Raw genomic sequence first — 17,284 nt, forward strand, 5'->3', positions numbered from 1 at the left:
GTTAGACAGGCTTACAAGGGCCTTATTGTATAATAAATCTTGTTCCTTCCTTTCTTCTCTTTTATACAAGTTAATTAGTTTTTACAAACATAGGATTGTATAAAAGTCATCTCGGCCGACGGCCTTCGCCGTCTTTTACACGAGGCCGTTAGGTCTAATTTTAAACATGAAGAACCGTTATCGCTTTGCAGAAAAAAGAATCAGCACGAGTAGCGGAAGCGGAAAAAAAGAATCAGCTAAACCTGGAAATTAGCTTAGCAGAAGTCAGTGAACGCACCCCGACTTTGACCAGCAGAAGTCGCAGAAGAGGAATTGACGTGGCTTTTGCGCAAAAAGAATTTATCTTCAGTGCGCGCAGCCCGACTTCAGAAATGCGTTTCTGGCCTCGTTTTCGGAAATCAGGGCAAAAACGGACGGACTGAAGAAACAGAATGAAAAAAAGATGATTGCGCTCGGCTGGCTGTTTTCGGGCTCTTTTCGCAAAAACAGGCCAAAAACAGAAAAGACGTGCGGTCATTGCAGAGAAAAAACTAGACCTAACATGTGTAAACGCCAGCTAGGCCGACGGCCGTCGCCGTCGCTTACACAAGTACGTTATGTGCAATTGTAAATAGAAGTTCTCGCGGCGGCAAGCAAAAAATCAGCAGAAGCCCACGAAAAATCGGGAATTGCTGCAAAAGTGAACCGGCAAAACGTTAGATTACCTTAGCAAAAGAAATGGAGCGCCGCCCGACTTTGACCAACTGATGTTGCAAAAGTCGCAGAAGAGGAGTTGACGCAGCATGCGTGCAAAGAATTTATCGGCAATGCGCGCAAACCGACGGACTAGATTGCGTATTCGGCCCGCTTTCTGGAAATTAAGCCAAAACGGGACGGATAAAGAATTTGTCTAACTCTTCGCTTTTCTGTTTTCGGGCTGTTTTCCTAAAAGTAGGTCAAAAACAGATAAGAAAATAAGCGCGTGGCAACTTAACAAAAAAGGCCTCCGCCCAACAAGGCATAAACGGCAGCCTTCGGCCAAGGGCTATGCACGACTCATGCACGAGATCATTCCAATATAAAAATACAATGGGGTTCTAAGGGAGAAGATTTTTAGAAGCAGAACCCGTCAGAGCGTTAAAACCATATTGAACGTCAAAGTCTGGTAGACGATAACACTACCAGCGTCTCCCCTACCAGCATTGCGTGAAATCCCTTACTTTTGGGAGCGCGAACAGAAACCTGAGGCAAGTATCTTCTGCCGGGGTTTCAGCGTTATGTTGTAAAGAACTTACTAGAAAGGAGAAATATATGTTTGACATGTTTGGGATGATGAACAAGGTGAAGGAAATGCAGGCCAAGATGAAAGAGGCGCAGGAAAAGCTGAAACACATCACGGTCTCATCAGAAGCCGGAGGCGGCATGGTCAAAGCCACTGTGAACGGGGAGCGGCGGCTACTAAAGCTGGAGTTTGACGAGACGCTCATGAACCCCGGGGACAAAGAAATGCTGGCCGACCTGGTGGTGGCGGCCGTAAACAAAGCCATGGACGAAGCCGGTGAAAAAGCCAAAGAAGAACTCAAGAAAAACACAGAGGGCATGCTCCCCAACATTCCCGGCCTAGACCTCAGCAACTTTGGACTTTAATTCCCAGCCCACGGTGGCGGTTGTCATCCTGAACTGGAACGGACGCCGCTGGTTAGAACAGTTCCTGCCGGGGGTGATCCTGCACAGTGCAGGGGCTGACGTATTCGTGGCCGACAACGCTTCTACAGATGACTCTGTAGATTTTCTGCAGCAGTATTTTCCGGAGGTTAAACAAATTGCCCTGCAGGAGAATTTCGGATTCTGCGAGGGCTACAACCAGGCGCTCCGGCAGGTGCAGGCAGATTATTATGTACTGCTCAATTCAGATGTGGAGGTGACGGCCGGTTGGCTTTCCCCGTTGGTCCACCTGCTAGAGACAAACCCACAAATTGCGGCCTGTCAGCCCAAGATCAAGTCGTTTCACCAGCGCACCCACTTTGAGTACGCCGGTGCGGCGGGTGGTTTTTTAGACGCCTACGGCTATCCCTTCTGCCGCGGCAGGCTGTTTGACACCCTGGAGGAAGACCGGGGGCAGTATGATGAGGCGCGGCCGGTGTTCTGGGCCACCGGGGCCTGCCTCTTTATCAGGGCCAGCGCCTACTGGCAGGCGGGCGGACTTGAAAAGGAATTCTTCGCCCACATGGAAGAGATAGACCTTTGCTGGCGACTGCAGAACCTGGGCTACCAGATTTTCTACCACGGTCAAAGCACGGTCTACCACGTGGGCGGTGGCACCTTGCCTAAAGCCAATCCCAGAAAAACATTCCTTAATTTCAGGAACGGGGCAGCGTTGCTGTACAAAAATCTATCTGATCAGGAGTTAAACCGTATCCTGTACACCCGCTTGGTTTTAGACGGAGTGGCGGCGGCCCAGTATTTCCTGAAAGGGCAATGGCAAGAGGTAGCGGCAATCTGGCGTGCGCACCGGGCATTCTTTGCAATGAGGAAAACTCTGGATGCAGCCCGGCAGGGCCAGCCGCATAAAAAGCCAACGGCTCAGCTCACCGGTTGGTACCCCCAAAGCGTAGTGTGGCAGTATTTTGGAAAAGGCAAGAAGAAGTTTACGCAGCTAGACGTCCCAGACAGTGCTTCGCTCCCGGCGTAAATGTTTGCGCACGTTCAGCCAAAAGGCCAGGATCAGGTACACCAATACCGGAGACCCAAACGTTAGGAAGGAGAGATAAATAAAAGAAAGCCGGATGCTGCTAGAAGCAAAACCCAGTTTTTCGCCCAGATTGGAGCAAACCCCAAACGCTTGGCTTTCCAGGAAATATTGTAGTTGCTTCATGACTCACAGGAATTTAGAAGCCTAAGTTAAATAAATTTACGTTCACCGTCAACTTTTCAAACCCTTGAAAGGCCAATCCAGTACTTGATGACAGTGTTGGCGCTTTTATACGTATGATTCCAGTTTTAGATATGCCCTATTCCCTTCCTCGTCTTCTTAACCTACGGCTTCTCCCCTTCTTGTTCCTGCTCCTCCTTTTTTCTGGCTGCACCCTCTCCCGCCTGGCCAAAAAAGCCGAGCGCGGGCAAAAGCTCTGGGCGCAGCCTGAAGTACTGATGGTGCGGGGCCGGCAGGTACCCGTAGAAGTCACGGCCCAACTGCCTAAAAATCTGCTGCGGGATGACTATCAATACGGCATCAGGGTGTATTACAAAGCAGACAAAGGCGTAGAAGACCATATTGGCTCGCTGGCGTTTGACTTCGGGAACTACAACTTTGTAGAGGGCAGGCCTACCATGTCAAGTTCTTTCACCCTGCCCTATACCCCTTCTAAAATTACCGGGAAACTGTATGCCCAGGGCGTGGTGACCAGCCCCAAAGGGCGGAAAAAATACCTGAAACCAGTGGTGCTGGCCCCCGGCATCAGAACCACGCCGTACCTGGTGCAGCACGTGCATTCCCCGGCCTATGTCTCAGATTCAGCTAAAAAGGAGAAACCGGGCCCGCTCAAAATCCCCATTTTCTTTGACCAGGCGCTGGCTACGCTGCGCACCGGCTTAGGGACCAACCTGCAGCTGCTGGACCAGTTCCTGACTTCTAACCAAAAGACCAAGCAAATAGAGATTCTGGCTACCCACTCTCCAGACTCTTTAGAAACCACCACGCGCAACTTGGCATCAAGAAGGGCCGTGGCGGTAGAGAATTTCATTAAGAAGAAAATAGACACAGAGTCTTATACCAACACCGTTTCCTCTGTCAGGTTTAACCTGCGCACCATCCAGAAGAACTGGCAGGCGTTTCTGGGGCGGGTCCAGAATTCGGCGCTGCCGGAAGAGCAGATCCAGCAGATCCTGGACATTGTAAACGGCCCCGGCTCTTTTATAGAGAAAGAGCGCAAGCTGCAGGAACTTGCCTCTTATGAATATATTGAAATGTACGTGTACCCGGTACTCCGTTACGCCGAGGTAACCATTGACTACCAGCCCAACCTGCGCCGTGATTACGAGGTTTACCTGCTGGCCAAGAAGATTGTAGAGAACCGCGCCAACGCTGATGCCCTTAACGCCGAGGAAATGCAGTACGCCGCGGGTCTCACCCCACTGCTCGCCGAAAAGAAAAAGATCTATGAAAGCGCCATAGAAAACTACATGACGTGGCAGGCCCTGAACAACCTGGGCATGGTCTACTTTGAGCAGGCGCAGAAAGAACTGAAACCGGCGGCCCGGCAGCATCTGCTGGAGAGTGCCATCCTTAACTTCCGGTACGCCGCCCACCGGCAGCCCACCGCGCAGCTCTTTTATAACCTGGGGGTAGCCCACCACCAGCACGGTGATGCCCTGGAGGCGCTGCAAAGCTTTGACTATGCCGTAAAACTGGGCGGGCCTCTGCCTGTACTGCAGCAACTGTTCACAGACAAGGCCGCCCTGGAACTGGAAGTGGGCCAGTATGATGATGCCGCCCGCAGCCTGGCCTACGCCGGCTCTGGCTACGCCGCCCAGTTCAACCGTACCATGCTGTACCTGCTCAAGGAGAACTATGACGGTGCCGCCCAGCTGGGCCAGAAGCTGCTGGAGACCTTTCCGGCAGATGCCAGCACCCACTACCTCATGGCCATCATCTACGCCCGCAGCCAGCAGGAGGCCCAGATGGCAGACCACCTGAAGAAAGCGGTGGCGGCCAAACCGGCCCTGGCCCAGAAAGCCATTGAAGACCTGGAGTTTCAGCGGTACCACCAGTCAGCGGCCTTTGCCGGGGCCCTAAAGATTTAAAGGCTCCTGTTTCTGGCCTGTTTTTGCCAAAACAGGCCAGAAACAGGAATATACTCCCCCACCCGCCCTCCTTCTGCCCCCTGGCGTTTTTTTATTTGTGGCGCATGTCTTAATTTTACCGGACTGATAAGAAAATTCTTACTATGCGAACCATACAATTCAGAGAGGCTCTGCGTGAGGCAATGAGCGAGGAAATGCGCCGCGACCCAAAGGTGTTCCTGATGGGCGAGGAAGTTGCCCAGTACAACGGTGCCTACAAAGTGAGCCAGGGCATGCTGGACGAGTTTGGTCCAGACCGCGTGATTGACACCCCTATTGCCGAGCTTGGTTTTGCCGGTATTGGCGTGGGGGCCGCCATGAACGGGCTCCGTCCTATCATTGAGTTCATGACCTTCAACTTCTCACTGGTGGCCATTGACCAGGTGATCAACTCGGCTGCCAAGATGATGTCTATGTCTGGTGGCCAGTACTCTTGCCCCATGGTGTTCAGAGGCCCCACCGGCAACGCCGGCATGCTTTCCAGCCAGCACTCTCAGAACTTTGAGAACTGGTTCGCCAACACCCCTGGCCTGAAAGTGGTGGTTCCGTCAAACCCGTATGACGCCAAAGGCCTGATGAAAACGGCCATCAGAGACAATGACCCGGTGATTTTCATGGAGTCTGAGCTGATGTACGGTGACAAAGGTGAGGTGCCGGAAGAAGAATATTTAATTCCCATCGGCGTAGCCGACACCAAACGCAAGGGGAAAGACGTCACCATTGTTTCTTTTGGAAAGATGATGAAGGTTGCCCTGCAGGCGGCAGAGGAGCTGGCCAAAGACGGCGTAGACGCCGAGGTAATTGATCTGCGCTCTGTACGGCCCATTGATTATAAAGCCATTGTAGAGTCTGTGAAACGCACCAACCGCCTGGTGGTGGTAGAAGAGGCGTGGCCGCTGGCTTCCCTCTCCTCAGAAATTGCCTTCCATGTGCAGCACCAGGCGTTTGACTACCTGGATGCCCCGGTGAAGCGCGTGACCTGCCGTGACGTTCCGCTACCATATGCCCCAACGCTGATTGAGGCTTCGCTGCCTAACGTGAAGCGGGTGATTGATGCCGTGAAAGAAGTAACCTACGCCAAAGCGTAAGACTATATATACCAATTACAAGAGCCGGCCGTTTCATGATGGACGGCTCTTGCTTTTTCAGGCGTTTTGGGCCTGTTTTTCAAAAAGTAGCTTAAAAACAGAGATACCTGCAAATGAACCTTAAACCCGTTGTATGGGGCGCGGTGCTCAGCCTGGCCGCCTTTACGGCCTGTGATAAAACCTCAGAACTGTTTGAGGTAGAAATGCCTTTGGCCGTCTCTGACACCAGGAACTTCCCTGAAAGGCCCGTGCGCGTAGACACCACCATCACCCTGCAGGCGTTGTTCACCCCGGAGAATGGCTGCGGCAGACGCTCCAGAATAGACACCGCCACGGTTAGCCGCGTCTTTACCATGAAGCTCTACGTGAAGTACCCGGAGGAAGGCTCAGATGTGGTTTGCACAGACGTTGCCCGGCCGCTGTACCACACCATTTCGTTCCGGCCCAAAGAGACCGGTAAATATGAGTTCAGGTTCTGGAAAAGTGATACAGAATATCTTACCAAAACCATTGAGGTAGTGCCCATAAAGAAGTAGTGCCTATCAAGGCAGTTTCTGTTTTGGGGCTGTTTTTCTGAAAACAGCCCCAAAACAGAAATATCAAGAAGGTTAGGCAACGGTGAGGCGGGCCAGGTAGTGCGCGTCTTCCTCCTGTAACAGCAGTTCAGCCTTCAGGCCTGCCTCCTGCGCATATTGCTCCAGCAGACTATAGTCAATGAACAACCAGTCAAACGGCTGGCTCCGCTCCTGCTGGTACTCCATCACATAAGTGAGTTCGCCGTAATAGGCGCCATTCAGATCCAGCAGCACAGAACCGTCTTCTTCTTCATAGAGATATAAAATATCTGAGGACTCCAGCAGGATCTGTCCGCCGGGGGCAAGCCACCGTTTGCAGATGTCAAGAAACTGCGGCAATTGCTCCAGGGTGCCCGCTATGCCAATCCCGTTCATGAGCAGCAGCACCGTGTCAAAAGAAGGGGTTGGGGGCAATTGGAACATGTCTCCCACCACCACCTGTTGCACACCCCGGGCTTTTTGCACTTGCGCCGCTTTCTCAGAGATTTCCAGGGCCGTCACCTCCAGCCCTTTTTGCTGCAGGGCCACGGCATGAGAGCCCGCCCCTGCCCCTACGTCTAAAACCCGTCCCGTACAGAGCGAGAGGGCAAACTGCTCCCGCTCCGGCATCTCCTCTTCTTTCCTGAACAGGTAATGCACGGGCAACTCATCTGGGTCAACCTGGTCTGTGTACACCTGTATGACGGCTTTCTTGTTTCCTTCCCAATACGCTTTGATGGCGGCACCTAACGGATCTGACATACCTGTTTTTGTTCTTGTTTTGGCTTACGGAGACAAAGATAAGCAGCCACCCGTTGAAACAACTTCCCTGGCCGAATTTGTCATGCCCGCACCATTAGCGGTCTTTACCGTGCAGAACCTCCCCTTCATCGAAATATACCATTCTGCCCAGACAGATAAATTAATTTTGGAATAGGCTCAGGAATGAAAACGTACCGGGCCGTAAAGAACTATCCCCCTTAAAATTATATATGCAAAATCAAGGCAATGAGCGTTTATTTGAGTTAGAAGATGAGCGCCTCAGAGTTTTATATGATTACCAGATATTAGACACGGCACCAGAAGAGAAATACAATGCCCTCCTCAACCTGGCCGTCTCTATTTTCAGGGTTTCTATAGCTACTATCGCTTTTATAGACAGAGACCGCACCTGGTTTAAAGCGCGGGTGGGGGTGCCGGTGCCTGAGATTGAACGGGCCAACACTCTCTGCCACCTCACTATCCAATCAGATTCTATCCTGGAGATACCAGACATTGCGGCCACAGAATATTTCACCACCATTCCCATGACCGCCCAGATGGGTGTTAGGTTTTATGCCGCCGCGCCCATTGTCAACGCCTATGGCATCCGGCTGGGCACCATCTGCCTTTTCTCAGATGAGCCCAGGCAGCTAACCCCGCAGGAGCGGCAAATGCTGCACACCCTGGCCCAGCAGGTCATGGCACTGGTAGAGCTAGACGCTCAGAAAAGAAAACTGGAGGCCGAAAACCAAAAAGCAGCCGCCAGCGCCCAGCGGCTGGCAGCCTATAAAGCTGAATTAAACCAGTTGTCTTATACCTTATCACACGAATTGAAAACCCCGCTCAGGGCAATCCATAACCTGGCTGAATGGATCTCTGAAGACCTTACAGAGGAAAGCCATGAACAGGTGAGACAGAATCTGGCGTTGCTGCGCGGCAGGGCGCAGCGTTTGGAGAACCTGTTCAACGGGCTTATCACCTACTCAAGGGCCCGCGAAGTAACTGCCCCCTTAGAGACGGTAGCTACCTCCCTCATGCTCCAACAGCTATGTGACACGTTGAGAGAAGACCATCTGGTAACTGTTACCTTGGCTACTGACCTGCCTGTCATTAGAACAGAGCGCCCGGTGCTGGAGACCATTTTTTCCCAGCTCCTGGAAAACGCCATTCTTCACAACCCGGGCCGTGCTGTAGAGATAGAAGTGGGATGGCGGCAGCAAACGCCGTTCCTGCTGGAGTTTTATGTACAGGACAACGGCGTAGGTATAGCCCCAGTGTTCCATGAGAAAATTTTTGGCATGTTCAAGACCCTTTCCTCAAAACACGAGCAAGAGCGAAATGGAGTAGGTTTGGCTTATATCAAGAAATTATTGAATGAAAGACAAGCAACAATATGGGTAGATTCCATTCCTGAACAAGGCTGCCGCTTCTCTTTCACATGGCCTTGCTAAAAATTATGCAAAAAGGAATAATTCATGGCTATATACCTTATCTTTGAGATCGTCAACTGTGGCTGAATACACTCCAGGCGCAGGTACCAGATCCATGAAAATTATCACCACCATTCATCTTGCCATAGGTTTTATACTGGCCATGTTTTGCATTGTGACTTTTGGTTATATCAAGCAGACCCAACGGGTGCAGAAGAGCGTGGAGGCGGTGCTGGCGACCTCTGATGTGATCAGGGAAGGCGAGTCGGCCCAGAAAATGCTCCTTGACCTTGAGACCGGCATGAGAGGGTACCTTTTAACCGGGAGGCAGACTTTTCTTTCGCCTTACAACAAAGGGCAGGTGATTTTTGCCAGAACTGTACGGCGCCTGGATTCCCTTACAGAGGCCTATCCCTCCCAAAACCAGTTGGTGCACCTCATTGAACAGGATGCCCAGGAATGGATTATCAATTTCTCTGAACCCCTGATTGCTGCCCGGGCCAAGGTCCACCTGAGCTCTTCGCACAAACAATACTATGATTCTCTTTTCAATGCCACCGCCCAAAAAGCGAAGGGGAAGCTCATCATTGACCGGGCGCGCAAGAAGTTTGAGCTCATTGAGGCCGAAGAAGAGATCATCAAAAGGGCCAAAGTACGGGAAATGAATGACTCCCTGATGCAGACTAATGATATTGCGCTCGGGTTGACCCTGCTGGCAATCCTGGCGGGGAGCCTTACCGCCTATCTGCTGGGCAAAACCATCAGGAAGCGTTTCATGAAAATGACTGCTTTGGCCAACAGCATTGCCAATGGCAATTACCAGGTAACGCTCACTGACACCCGCCATGATGAAATCAGCAGCCTGACCCACTCTCTTAATAGAATGGCGCATAAACTTCAGCAGAGCTTTGACCATTTGACTAAGATGAACCGGGAACTGGACCAGTTCGCCTATGTAGTTTCACATGACCTGAAAGCCCCTCTCAGAGCCATCAACAACCTGGCTGAGTGGATTGCAGAGGACCTGGATAGCCAGGAGCCGGAAATCACCAACAACCTCACCATTTTACGGGGGCGGGTACAGCGCATGGAGAACCTGATCAACGGTATTTTAGAATACGCCCGGGTAGGGAGAAAAGAGATCAAAAAATCTACCTTTTCAGTTAACAGCGTTCTGAAGGAGGCATTAGAGAATCTGTCTCCACCAGCTTCGTTTCAGGTGAAAATTGCGGCAGATATGCCTACCCTCACCGCTGAGAAGACCTTGGTCTATCAGGTTTTCTCAAACCTGCTGAGCAATGCCTTTAAATACCACCACACCCAGAACGGCTGTGTAGAGGTACGCGCCAAAGAGCTGGAAAACATGTATCAATTTGAGGTGCAGGATGATGGCCCGGGCATCCCGAAGGAATACCACCAAAAAGTATTCGGGATTTTCCAAACTATGGAGGCCCGTGACGTAAAAGAAAGTACTGGCATAGGCCTGGCTATCGTTAAGAAGATTATTGAGGAAAAAGGAGGCAGCATCTGGATTGAGTCTGACAAAGGGCAGGGAACTACTTTTGTATTCACCTGGCCTAAGGAAAAAAAAGACTTGCCTGTGCTTCTTGAAACCGCCTATGTATCATGAAGGAACACGCGCACACCTGCCAAGAACAGTTAAAACAGCTACAGACTGAATTTGACGAGTTTGCTTATATTGTGTCACATGACCTAAAGGCACCGCTCAGAGCTATCAGCAACCTGTCTGGCTGGATCAAAGAAGATCTGGGGGAAGCCCTGGAGCCTGATATTGCCCATAACATTCATCTTCTCCAGAACCGGACAGAGCGAATGGAGCGCATGATTTCAGCCCTCTTGTCATTTTCCAGAGTAGGCAGGCAAGACTTAGAGGTAAGGGAAGTGGCCGTGCAGGAACTGATAGAAAAAATTGCGGCCCCGTTTCAGGAGAAATCAGGCTTAAAGGTTCATCTTTCGCAGCTGCCTACCCTTACTACCTATTGTAGAAAACTGGAGACGGTGTTTTGCCACCTCCTGCAGAATGCGGTGCAGTTTAATGAGCAGGAAACGCCAGAGGTATGGATTTCTGCGAAGCAACTCCCAACGCATTTTCTTTTCTCTGTCAGAGACAACGGCATTGGGATTCCGGCAGACTCATTGGGAAAGATATTCAAGATGTTTTACACCGTGCAGCCCAAAGACCGGCAAGAGAGTTTAGGGGCAGGGTTAACCATAGTACACAAGATAGTAAGATTTGCGGGCGGTACCATTGAGGCAAAATCAGACTTGAACCAGGGAACCGAGATGCTTTTCACCTGGCCCCTTTCCCTTACTGCTTGATTGTTTCACCTTACAATACCCTCGCCGCCTACAAAAGTATGGCAGACGCCGAACCAAGAAGATAACTTACACCCATGGAAGAAAGAGTAGTACCCATTTTATTAGTGGAAGACGATGAAGTGGATATCATGAATGTGCAACGGGCATTTAAGAAGAACAACATAAATAACCCGCTTTACATTGCCAATAATGGTTTAGAGGCCTTGGAGATGCTGCGCTCTGACGCCCTGCCGCAAACCCCCATCATCATCCTGGACATCAACATGCCCAAAATGAATGGCATAGAGTTCCTGCAGGAGTTGAGAAAAGATCCGGCACTGAACCACATCAGTGTCTTTGTCATGACTACCTCTAATGAGGACAGCGACAAGTTCAACGCATACAACCTCAATGTGGCCGGCTATATCTTAAAGCCGTTATCCTTTGAGAAGTTCATCACCGCCGTTGGCACCCTTGACCGCTACTGGAAGTTATGTGAACGGCCCTAACAAGGGCTGAAAAGAGAAGATTACGTTTGATTCTATGTTTATCCCACCAATCCATTGAAAAATAAGCAGACCCACATCTTACTCGTGGAAGATAATCCACTGGATGTAGCCAATATTCTGCGGGCGTTTAAAGCCCAGGGGATTGAGAACCCTGTACATGTGGCAGGCACTGGCAAAGACGCTCTGTCTATGTTGCTGGGCACCGGCAACACCAATGCCTTGGTGCCCACCCCTAAAATAATCCTGCTTGATCTCAATTTACCAGGCATGGGTGGGTTAGACTTCTTAAAAGCGTTAAGACAGGAAGAATCATTAAAAGCCTGCAGCGTATTTGTAATGACAGCCTCAGATACCACCAAAGACGTGGTAGAGGCCTATGATCTCAACGTGGCCGGCTATCTGGTTAAACCAATACAGTATGAATCACTCCTTGAGATGATCTCTGTGCTTAATTCTTTCTGGGATTTAATTGAGTTACCAAATTAACATTGTAGTATGGTACTAGACCAGGTGGTGAAGTTGCTCATTGTAGATGATGATGAGGTAGATCAAATGATCATTAAGCGGTCCTTGCGCACCGCACAAATGAAGGCAGAGGTACGTACGGCGTCTATGGGGGTAGAGGCTCTGGAGGCCCTGCAGCAGCACGTATTTGATTTTATCTTTATAGATTTCATCCTGCCCGACATGAATGGGCTGGAATTACTTCAGAAAATAAGGGAGCAGGGCATTACCACGCCGGTGCAGGTTGTGACCTCCCAGGGAGATGAGCGCATTGCCGTGGAGGCAATCAAGACCGGGGCCTCAGATTACCTGCCCAAAACCCTGCTTACCCCAGAAGGCATTTCCCAGAGCATACGCAGTGCCATTCGCCTGCACAAAATTGAACAGGAGCGTCTACATACCCAGGAGCAACTCTGGCGCACCCAGAAGCAATTAGACACGGTGGTGAACAGCGCCCCCATTATTTTGTGGGCCATTGACAAAGACGGCATCTTTAACATGTCCCGCGGCAAAGGCCTCTCTCTCATAGGCAGAATTGACAACCAGTCTGTGGGACTGTCTATCTTTGAGGCTTATCAGGAGAATCCACAAATCATTGCCGGGGTAAAAAAAGCGCTGAGCGGCACAGAGGCAAAATGTACCGTTGACGTAAATGGGGTCTGGTTTGACTGCCTGTACCTGCCTATGAAAGATGACCTGGGGAACGTAACCGGAGCCATTGGCGTGGGGTATGACATTACTGAACGGGTCCTGGTGGAAGAGGAACTTAAAAAGGCCAAAGACACCGCCCTCAGTATGGCGCAGGTGAAAGAGCAGTTTCTGGCCAATATGAGCCATGAAATCAGAACTCCCATGAATGGGATTCTGGGCTTAACAGAAGTGTTGGCCAAAACGCAACTGAATGACCACCAGCGGGATTTTCTGAAAGCCATCAATACCTCTGCCAACAACCTCATGGTCATCATCAATGACCTGCTAGACTTCTCAAAAATTGAAGCTGGCAAAATCACCCTGGAAATTATCCCCTTTGACCTGAGGCAACTGATCAAACAACTTTTAGACATTCTGGAGATCAGAGCCAAAGAACGTAAAAACACCTTAAAACTGCTGCTGGACGAAGAAATTCCGCAGTTTGTGATGGGTGACCCGTTCCGGCTGAGCCAGATTCTGAACAACCTGATAGGCAACGCGATCAAGTTCACTGAAAACGGTGTGATTAAACTGAGCGTGGAGGTGATCAATGTACAGAATGGTCAATATCTGCTGGAAATGACGGTAAAAGACACGGGCATAGGCATTCCAGCGGAGAAATTGGGAACCATCTTTGACAAATTCACCCAAGGCAGCAGTGATACTACCCGTAAGTTTGGCGGCACCGGCCTGGGCCTTTCCATTGCCCGGGAGTTGATTGAAGTACAAAACGGCAACATACAGGTTGAAAGTCAGGTGGGCCAGGGCAGCACTTTCCGTTTTCAGCTTCCGTTCAAGAAAGCCGACAGGAAACCAGAAGTACCCGCAGTAGCCGCAGAGTCTTCCGCTGATCAGTTTAAGCACCTGCAACATGCCTCTATTCTGCTGGCCGAAGACAACCCCATTAACCAGTTGCTGGTGAAAAAGGTGTTGGGGGACCATGAAATTCTGTTGGAGGTGGCTAATAATGGCCAGGAAGCGGTTGACCTTCTGGCCCAGAAGACCTATGACTTGGTGCTCATGGACATGCAGATGCCTGAAATGGACGGGTATGAGGCCATGCAGTACATCAGGCAGCACATGCCAGAACGGAAAAGCATCCCTATTATAGCCTTGACTGCCCACGCCTCACAAGGCGAGGCAGACAAGTGCTTAGCCGCCGGCGCAGACTCTTATGTGTCAAAACCTTTCCAGGCGGAAACATTATTGAAGGAGATTGCCCGCTTTTTACCTAAAACCGCAGCAGAAGAACAAGCAGCAGCTGCTACCCTGCCAGAGGAGGCTTTAGAGATCAACCTCTCTTACCTGGCACAGTTTGCCAACGGCAATGCAGAGTTCATGACAGACATTCTGAAGATGTTCATTGACCAGACGCCAGGACAGGTGCAGGAAATGACCAGAGCCGTTTCTTTCTCCAACTGGGCCGAAACCAGAACCATTGCCCATAAAATAAAACCGTCTCTGGCCTTGGTGGGCATTTCTAAAATTGAAGAGATTAATTCAAAAATTGAGCAGTATGCCCTGCACCGGAAAAACACTGAGCAGCTTCCCTCTTTGGTTCAGCAAATGGTGACCCTGGTAGAAAAAGCCGTTGATCAATTGCAGAATGAGCTGAAAACCTTAAAAGAAAAATCAGCAGTAAGGTAACAGCCATCCTATCTAGAGCTATTTTACCTTCTACTCGTAGTCCTCACGGCGTGTAGAAGCTGCCTAGCCGCCCCTCGCTTAGCGTAAACTTTTTGATATGCTAGCAAGGCAGGATAGAGTCTGTTTCTGGGCTGTTTTTTGAAAAACAGCCCAGAAACAGCAGCTCAAGCAATTGCTTTGGCCATAGAGAAAAGGAAGCACCGCCCCAAATTTAAAGAAGAAGATACCAGCCAACTACTTGTTTAGAAAGCACGTTTTTAGAGCATGTTTAAGGGGTGATTGTACCGGCGAAGAGTGTCCGCGAAAGGTTCTGTGTTCACAGTTTAAGAGCCGCCTTGCAGCGTAAAGGGCTAGAAGATGTAACCGCAGGTTCTTCTTCAGGGCTTTTTGCAGGATTAAACGCTGTTTTAAACTTAGTTTAGAGCCTCTTTTACCAAAACAGCTTATAAAGATATCTTTCTCATGGAGCCAGTACTACATCCCCTTTTTCAGCAGTTAGAAGAGCAGCGGCAGTTTCTAAGCCAGTGGGTGAGTGCCGCCTCCCCTGCCAAACAGGAAACCAACCCCGCACCAGATAAATGGTCGGCGGCCCAGGTGCTCTACCACATTGGGTTTATTGAGCAGAAGGTATTGGAGGAGCTCCAAAGACGCCTGGCCTCCCAAAAGCCTCTACGGCCCACCTCCCTTAAAACGTGGTACAGGTCAGTGGTGTTAAAGCTGTTCCTGCGCCTTCCCCTTAAGTTCAAAGCCCCCCAAGTAGTTCGTGAGGTGCCCTCCGTGGCGCACGTACCGGCAGTACTGGAGCAGTGGCAAAAGACCCGGGTACAGCTCAGGGCCCTGCTGGAACAATTTCCCGTGGATTTGTTAAACAAGGAGATTTTTTTTCACCCCATTGCCGGCATGCTTACCTTGCCCCAAACGCTCGCCTTTCTGCACCAACACCACCGCCACCACATTCCTCAGTTGAAGAAGCTGTTGCATTAACAGGACTCCCACGCGTTTTCTGTACATTTGCATCCTTTTTACGTAAACCAACTGATTTAACTGTAAGAGAATGTCATCGCCAGAATCCAGGAGAAAAGAATACATGCGGGAAGCCATCAGGCTTTCAATTGAGAAGATGAAGGAAGGCAAAGGCGGTCCTTTTGGGGCGGTGGTAGTAAAGAACGGCGAAATCATTGCCCGCGGGTTTAACAACGTAACATCCAGCAACGACCCAACAGCCCACGCAGAGGTAGACGCCATCCGGAAAGCCTGCCAGACGCTGGGCACCTTCCAACTCACCGGCTGTGAGCTCTACACCAGCTGTGAACCCTGCCCCATGTGCCTGGGAGCCATCTACTGGGCCCGCCCAGACAAAGTGTATTATGGCAACACCAAAGCAGATGCCGCCGCCATTGGCTTTGATGATGCTTTTATTTACGAAGAATTAGAAAAACCCCTGCCCCACCGCCACCTGCCCATGGAGCAGTTCCTGCGGGAAGAAGCCCTGGAAGGATTCAAGGAGTGGGAAAAGCTGGAAGGCAAAACTGAATACTAAATAGTCTAGGTTTCGGTTTGCTGAAGCAGTTGTAACCCACCCCTACCCCTCCTAGGACGGGAATTATCTGCTAAAGACTCAAGTTCCACGAAAGCTCGTCCTAAGCCTCCGCTATTCGAGATTTGAAATCCCGAATAACAAAGGAAAGATAACAGTTAAGCGTTCTACATCCTTGTTAGTATCCATAATGAGTTAACTGCTTCAATAAACTGCAACAAGGGTTAACTAATATTCCTCAGTCGCTTCTATTAATCTACGTCCCGTTTTTGGCCTGTTTTCTGGAAAGTAGGCCAAAAACGGGACGTATTTATTCTGCATCGGTGCAGCCGAAAACAAAGTTTGTGATAAGATCTGAGGCAGCGCATTCAGCCGTCGTCTTTAAAAGTCCGTAGAAAAATCAGCACCTATTCTGTTGAACCATGGAAAAAAGATGGACTGGCCGGTTTCTGTATTGCCTTGGGTTCTCACTCCTATCCGCCTGCGGCGGAAAAAACACCGACTCTTACGTAGAGGCCCCTGGCGCAGAGAAAACAACCAAAACCAAAGTCCTGGAGACGGGCGCTGATCTGCTGCAAGACAAAACCCCGCTGTCAAAAGTAAATGCCTACCTCAACGGTTTCCATTTCTACAACGGCAACCTGCAAGGCCAGATGGAGGCGCACCATTACGTCACGCAGCTCAATGAGGATCTGCACCAAGCCATCATGTATGACGGAAACGGCCCAGACGCCAAACTCATGGGCGTAGAGTACATTATATCTGAGCGCCTGTTCAAGAAGCTGCCCCCAGAGGAACGTAAACTCTGGCACAGCCATCACTACGAAGTCAAATCTGGGGAGCTGATTGCCCCCGGCATCCCAGACGTGGCAGAGCATGAACTCATGGAAAAGCTGGTGAGCACTTACGGCAAGATCATCCATACCTGGCATACAGACCGTGATCTGGAGTTGCCGCTGGGTAGCCCCATGGTCATGATGGGCTTTACCAAAGACGGGCAGCTCCACCCAGAACTGGTGCAAGACCGGGACCAGCGGTTTAATGTCTCAACCGCAGAGAAGCGCAGACAGCGCGAAGACATACCTATGCCAAAGGTGATAGAAGGAGCCAATGCCTGGGAAAAAGGCGAGGTTAGACAGTTGCAAATCACCAACCACTATGAGGCGCCTGAGCACCAGCACTAGAGGAGAATTAAGAATTGAGAATGGGGAATTAGGAATTTTATGGTGCAATGTGGAACTCTGCTTTCTTTTCTATTCTCTTCATGCTTTTTCCCGCTCTTCCGGAGTTCTACTCCGGAAGCAATCTGCCGGGGAGTTCTACTCCCCTTTTTTTCTGTAGTTCCTGGCGGAGTAGAACTCCGCAGCAGGCAAGTTCGGGAGTAGAACTCCCGAACAGCTGAGCAGCTGAGGTAGTTGGGCTA

Annotated in this window: 17 protein-coding genes; 15 read left to right on the plus strand and 2 right to left on the minus strand. The window is 50.4% G+C overall.

Features of this window, described 5'->3' with window-relative positions; genetic code table 11:
- Positions 1 to 185 precede the first annotated feature (185 nt).
- The 3 genes from A8O25_RS22920 (at position 186) to A8O25_RS07880 (ending at position 2,671) form a co-directional block, all read left to right on the plus strand.
- Positions 186 to 422, plus strand: coding sequence for a hypothetical protein (locus A8O25_RS22920; protein ID WP_153042645.1), 237 nt, complete (start codon positions 186 to 188; stop codon positions 420 to 422).
- 868 nt (positions 423 to 1,290) lie between these two features.
- Positions 1,291 to 1,626 carry a YbaB/EbfC family nucleoid-associated protein gene (locus A8O25_RS07875; protein ID WP_066833113.1) on the plus strand — a complete coding sequence of 112 codons (336 nt, stop codon included), beginning with the start codon at positions 1,291 to 1,293 and terminating at the stop codon, positions 1,624 to 1,626.
- Positions 1,616 to 2,671 carry a glycosyltransferase family 2 protein gene (locus A8O25_RS07880; protein ID WP_193788618.1) on the plus strand — a complete coding sequence of 352 codons (1,056 nt, stop codon included), beginning with the start codon at positions 1,616 to 1,618 and terminating at the stop codon, positions 2,669 to 2,671. Before A8O25_RS07875 ends, A8O25_RS07880 begins: the two co-directional genes overlap by 11 nt.
- Here the strand turns inward: A8O25_RS07880 and A8O25_RS22445 are convergent.
- Positions 2,636 to 2,854 (minus strand): PspC domain-containing protein, encoded by a 219-nt coding sequence (locus tag A8O25_RS22445; RefSeq protein ID WP_074987952.1) that lies wholly within the window; start codon positions 2,852 to 2,854, stop codon positions 2,636 to 2,638. The two genes, A8O25_RS07880 and A8O25_RS22445, sit on opposite strands and share 36 nt — an antisense overlap.
- Positions 2,855 to 2,967: 113 nt before the next feature.
- Between A8O25_RS22445 and A8O25_RS07885 the strand changes: the two genes are divergently transcribed.
- The 3 genes from A8O25_RS07885 (at position 2,968) to A8O25_RS07895 (ending at position 6,445) form a co-directional block, all read left to right on the plus strand.
- Positions 2,968 to 4,782, plus strand: coding sequence for a tetratricopeptide repeat protein (locus A8O25_RS07885; RefSeq protein WP_153042646.1), 1,815 nt, complete (start codon positions 2,968 to 2,970; stop codon positions 4,780 to 4,782).
- Between the two features lie 143 nt (positions 4,783 to 4,925).
- The gene (locus A8O25_RS07890) at positions 4,926 to 5,909 is read left to right on the plus strand and encodes a pyruvate dehydrogenase complex E1 component subunit beta (protein ID WP_066833117.1); all 984 of its coding nucleotides are present in this window, start codon (positions 4,926 to 4,928) and stop codon (positions 5,907 to 5,909) included.
- A 113-nt stretch (positions 5,910 to 6,022) separates the two neighbouring features.
- Positions 6,023 to 6,445, plus strand: a complete 423-nt coding sequence (locus A8O25_RS07895) for a hypothetical protein (protein WP_066833207.1) — start codon at positions 6,023 to 6,025, stop codon at positions 6,443 to 6,445.
- Positions 6,446 to 6,517: 72 nt separating this feature from the next.
- Here A8O25_RS07895 and A8O25_RS07900 read toward each other — a convergent pair whose 3' ends face one another.
- On the minus strand, positions 6,518 to 7,225 hold the full coding sequence (locus A8O25_RS07900) for a class I SAM-dependent methyltransferase (RefSeq protein ID WP_066833209.1): 708 nt from the start codon (positions 7,223 to 7,225) through the stop codon (positions 6,518 to 6,520).
- 230 nt (positions 7,226 to 7,455) lie between these two features.
- On the opposite strand from A8O25_RS07900, the gene A8O25_RS07905 reads away from it, so the two are divergent.
- The 9 genes from A8O25_RS07905 to A8O25_RS07945 all read left to right on the plus strand — a co-directional run bounded on the left by A8O25_RS07905 (position 7,456) and on the right by A8O25_RS07945 (position 17,045).
- Entirely contained in the window at positions 7,456 to 8,676 is a 1,221-nt protein-coding gene (locus A8O25_RS07905; protein WP_066833212.1) for a sensor histidine kinase, read from the plus strand.
- A 94-nt stretch (positions 8,677 to 8,770) separates the two neighbouring features.
- Positions 8,771 to 10,285, plus strand: coding sequence for a sensor histidine kinase (locus A8O25_RS07910; protein WP_066833214.1), 1,515 nt, complete (start codon positions 8,771 to 8,773; stop codon positions 10,283 to 10,285).
- Entirely contained in the window at positions 10,282 to 10,995 is a 714-nt protein-coding gene (locus tag A8O25_RS07915; protein WP_066833218.1) for a sensor histidine kinase, read from the plus strand. Before A8O25_RS07910 ends, A8O25_RS07915 begins: the two co-directional genes overlap by 4 nt.
- 74 nt (positions 10,996 to 11,069) lie before the next feature.
- Positions 11,070 to 11,483 (plus strand): response regulator, encoded by a 414-nt coding sequence (locus A8O25_RS07920; RefSeq protein WP_066833221.1) that lies wholly within the window; start codon positions 11,070 to 11,072, stop codon positions 11,481 to 11,483.
- Positions 11,484 to 11,537: 54 nt separating this feature from the next.
- Positions 11,538 to 11,969 carry a response regulator gene (locus tag A8O25_RS07925; RefSeq protein ID WP_066833225.1) on the plus strand — a complete coding sequence of 144 codons (432 nt, stop codon included), beginning with the start codon at positions 11,538 to 11,540 and terminating at the stop codon, positions 11,967 to 11,969.
- 9 nt (positions 11,970 to 11,978) lie between these two features.
- Positions 11,979 to 14,324 (plus strand): hybrid sensor histidine kinase/response regulator, encoded by a 2,346-nt coding sequence (locus tag A8O25_RS07930; protein ID WP_066833228.1) that lies wholly within the window; start codon positions 11,979 to 11,981, stop codon positions 14,322 to 14,324.
- Positions 14,325 to 14,786: 462 nt separating this feature from the next.
- On the plus strand, positions 14,787 to 15,308 hold the full coding sequence (locus tag A8O25_RS07935; RefSeq protein ID WP_066833231.1) for a DinB family protein: 522 nt from the start codon (positions 14,787 to 14,789) through the stop codon (positions 15,306 to 15,308).
- Between the two features lie 70 nt (positions 15,309 to 15,378).
- On the plus strand, positions 15,379 to 15,864 hold the full coding sequence (locus tag A8O25_RS07940; RefSeq protein WP_241498961.1) for a nucleoside deaminase: 486 nt from the start codon (positions 15,379 to 15,381) through the stop codon (positions 15,862 to 15,864).
- Positions 15,865 to 16,283: 419 nt separating this feature from the next.
- Entirely contained in the window at positions 16,284 to 17,045 is a 762-nt protein-coding gene (locus tag A8O25_RS07945) for an OBAP family protein (protein ID WP_066833245.1), read from the plus strand.
- Positions 17,046 to 17,284 lie beyond the last annotated feature (239 nt).

This window comes from Rufibacter ruber (assembly GCF_001647275.1).
In the GTDB taxonomy this organism is placed as follows: Bacteria; Bacteroidota; Bacteroidia; order Cytophagales; family Hymenobacteraceae; genus Nibribacter; species Nibribacter ruber_C.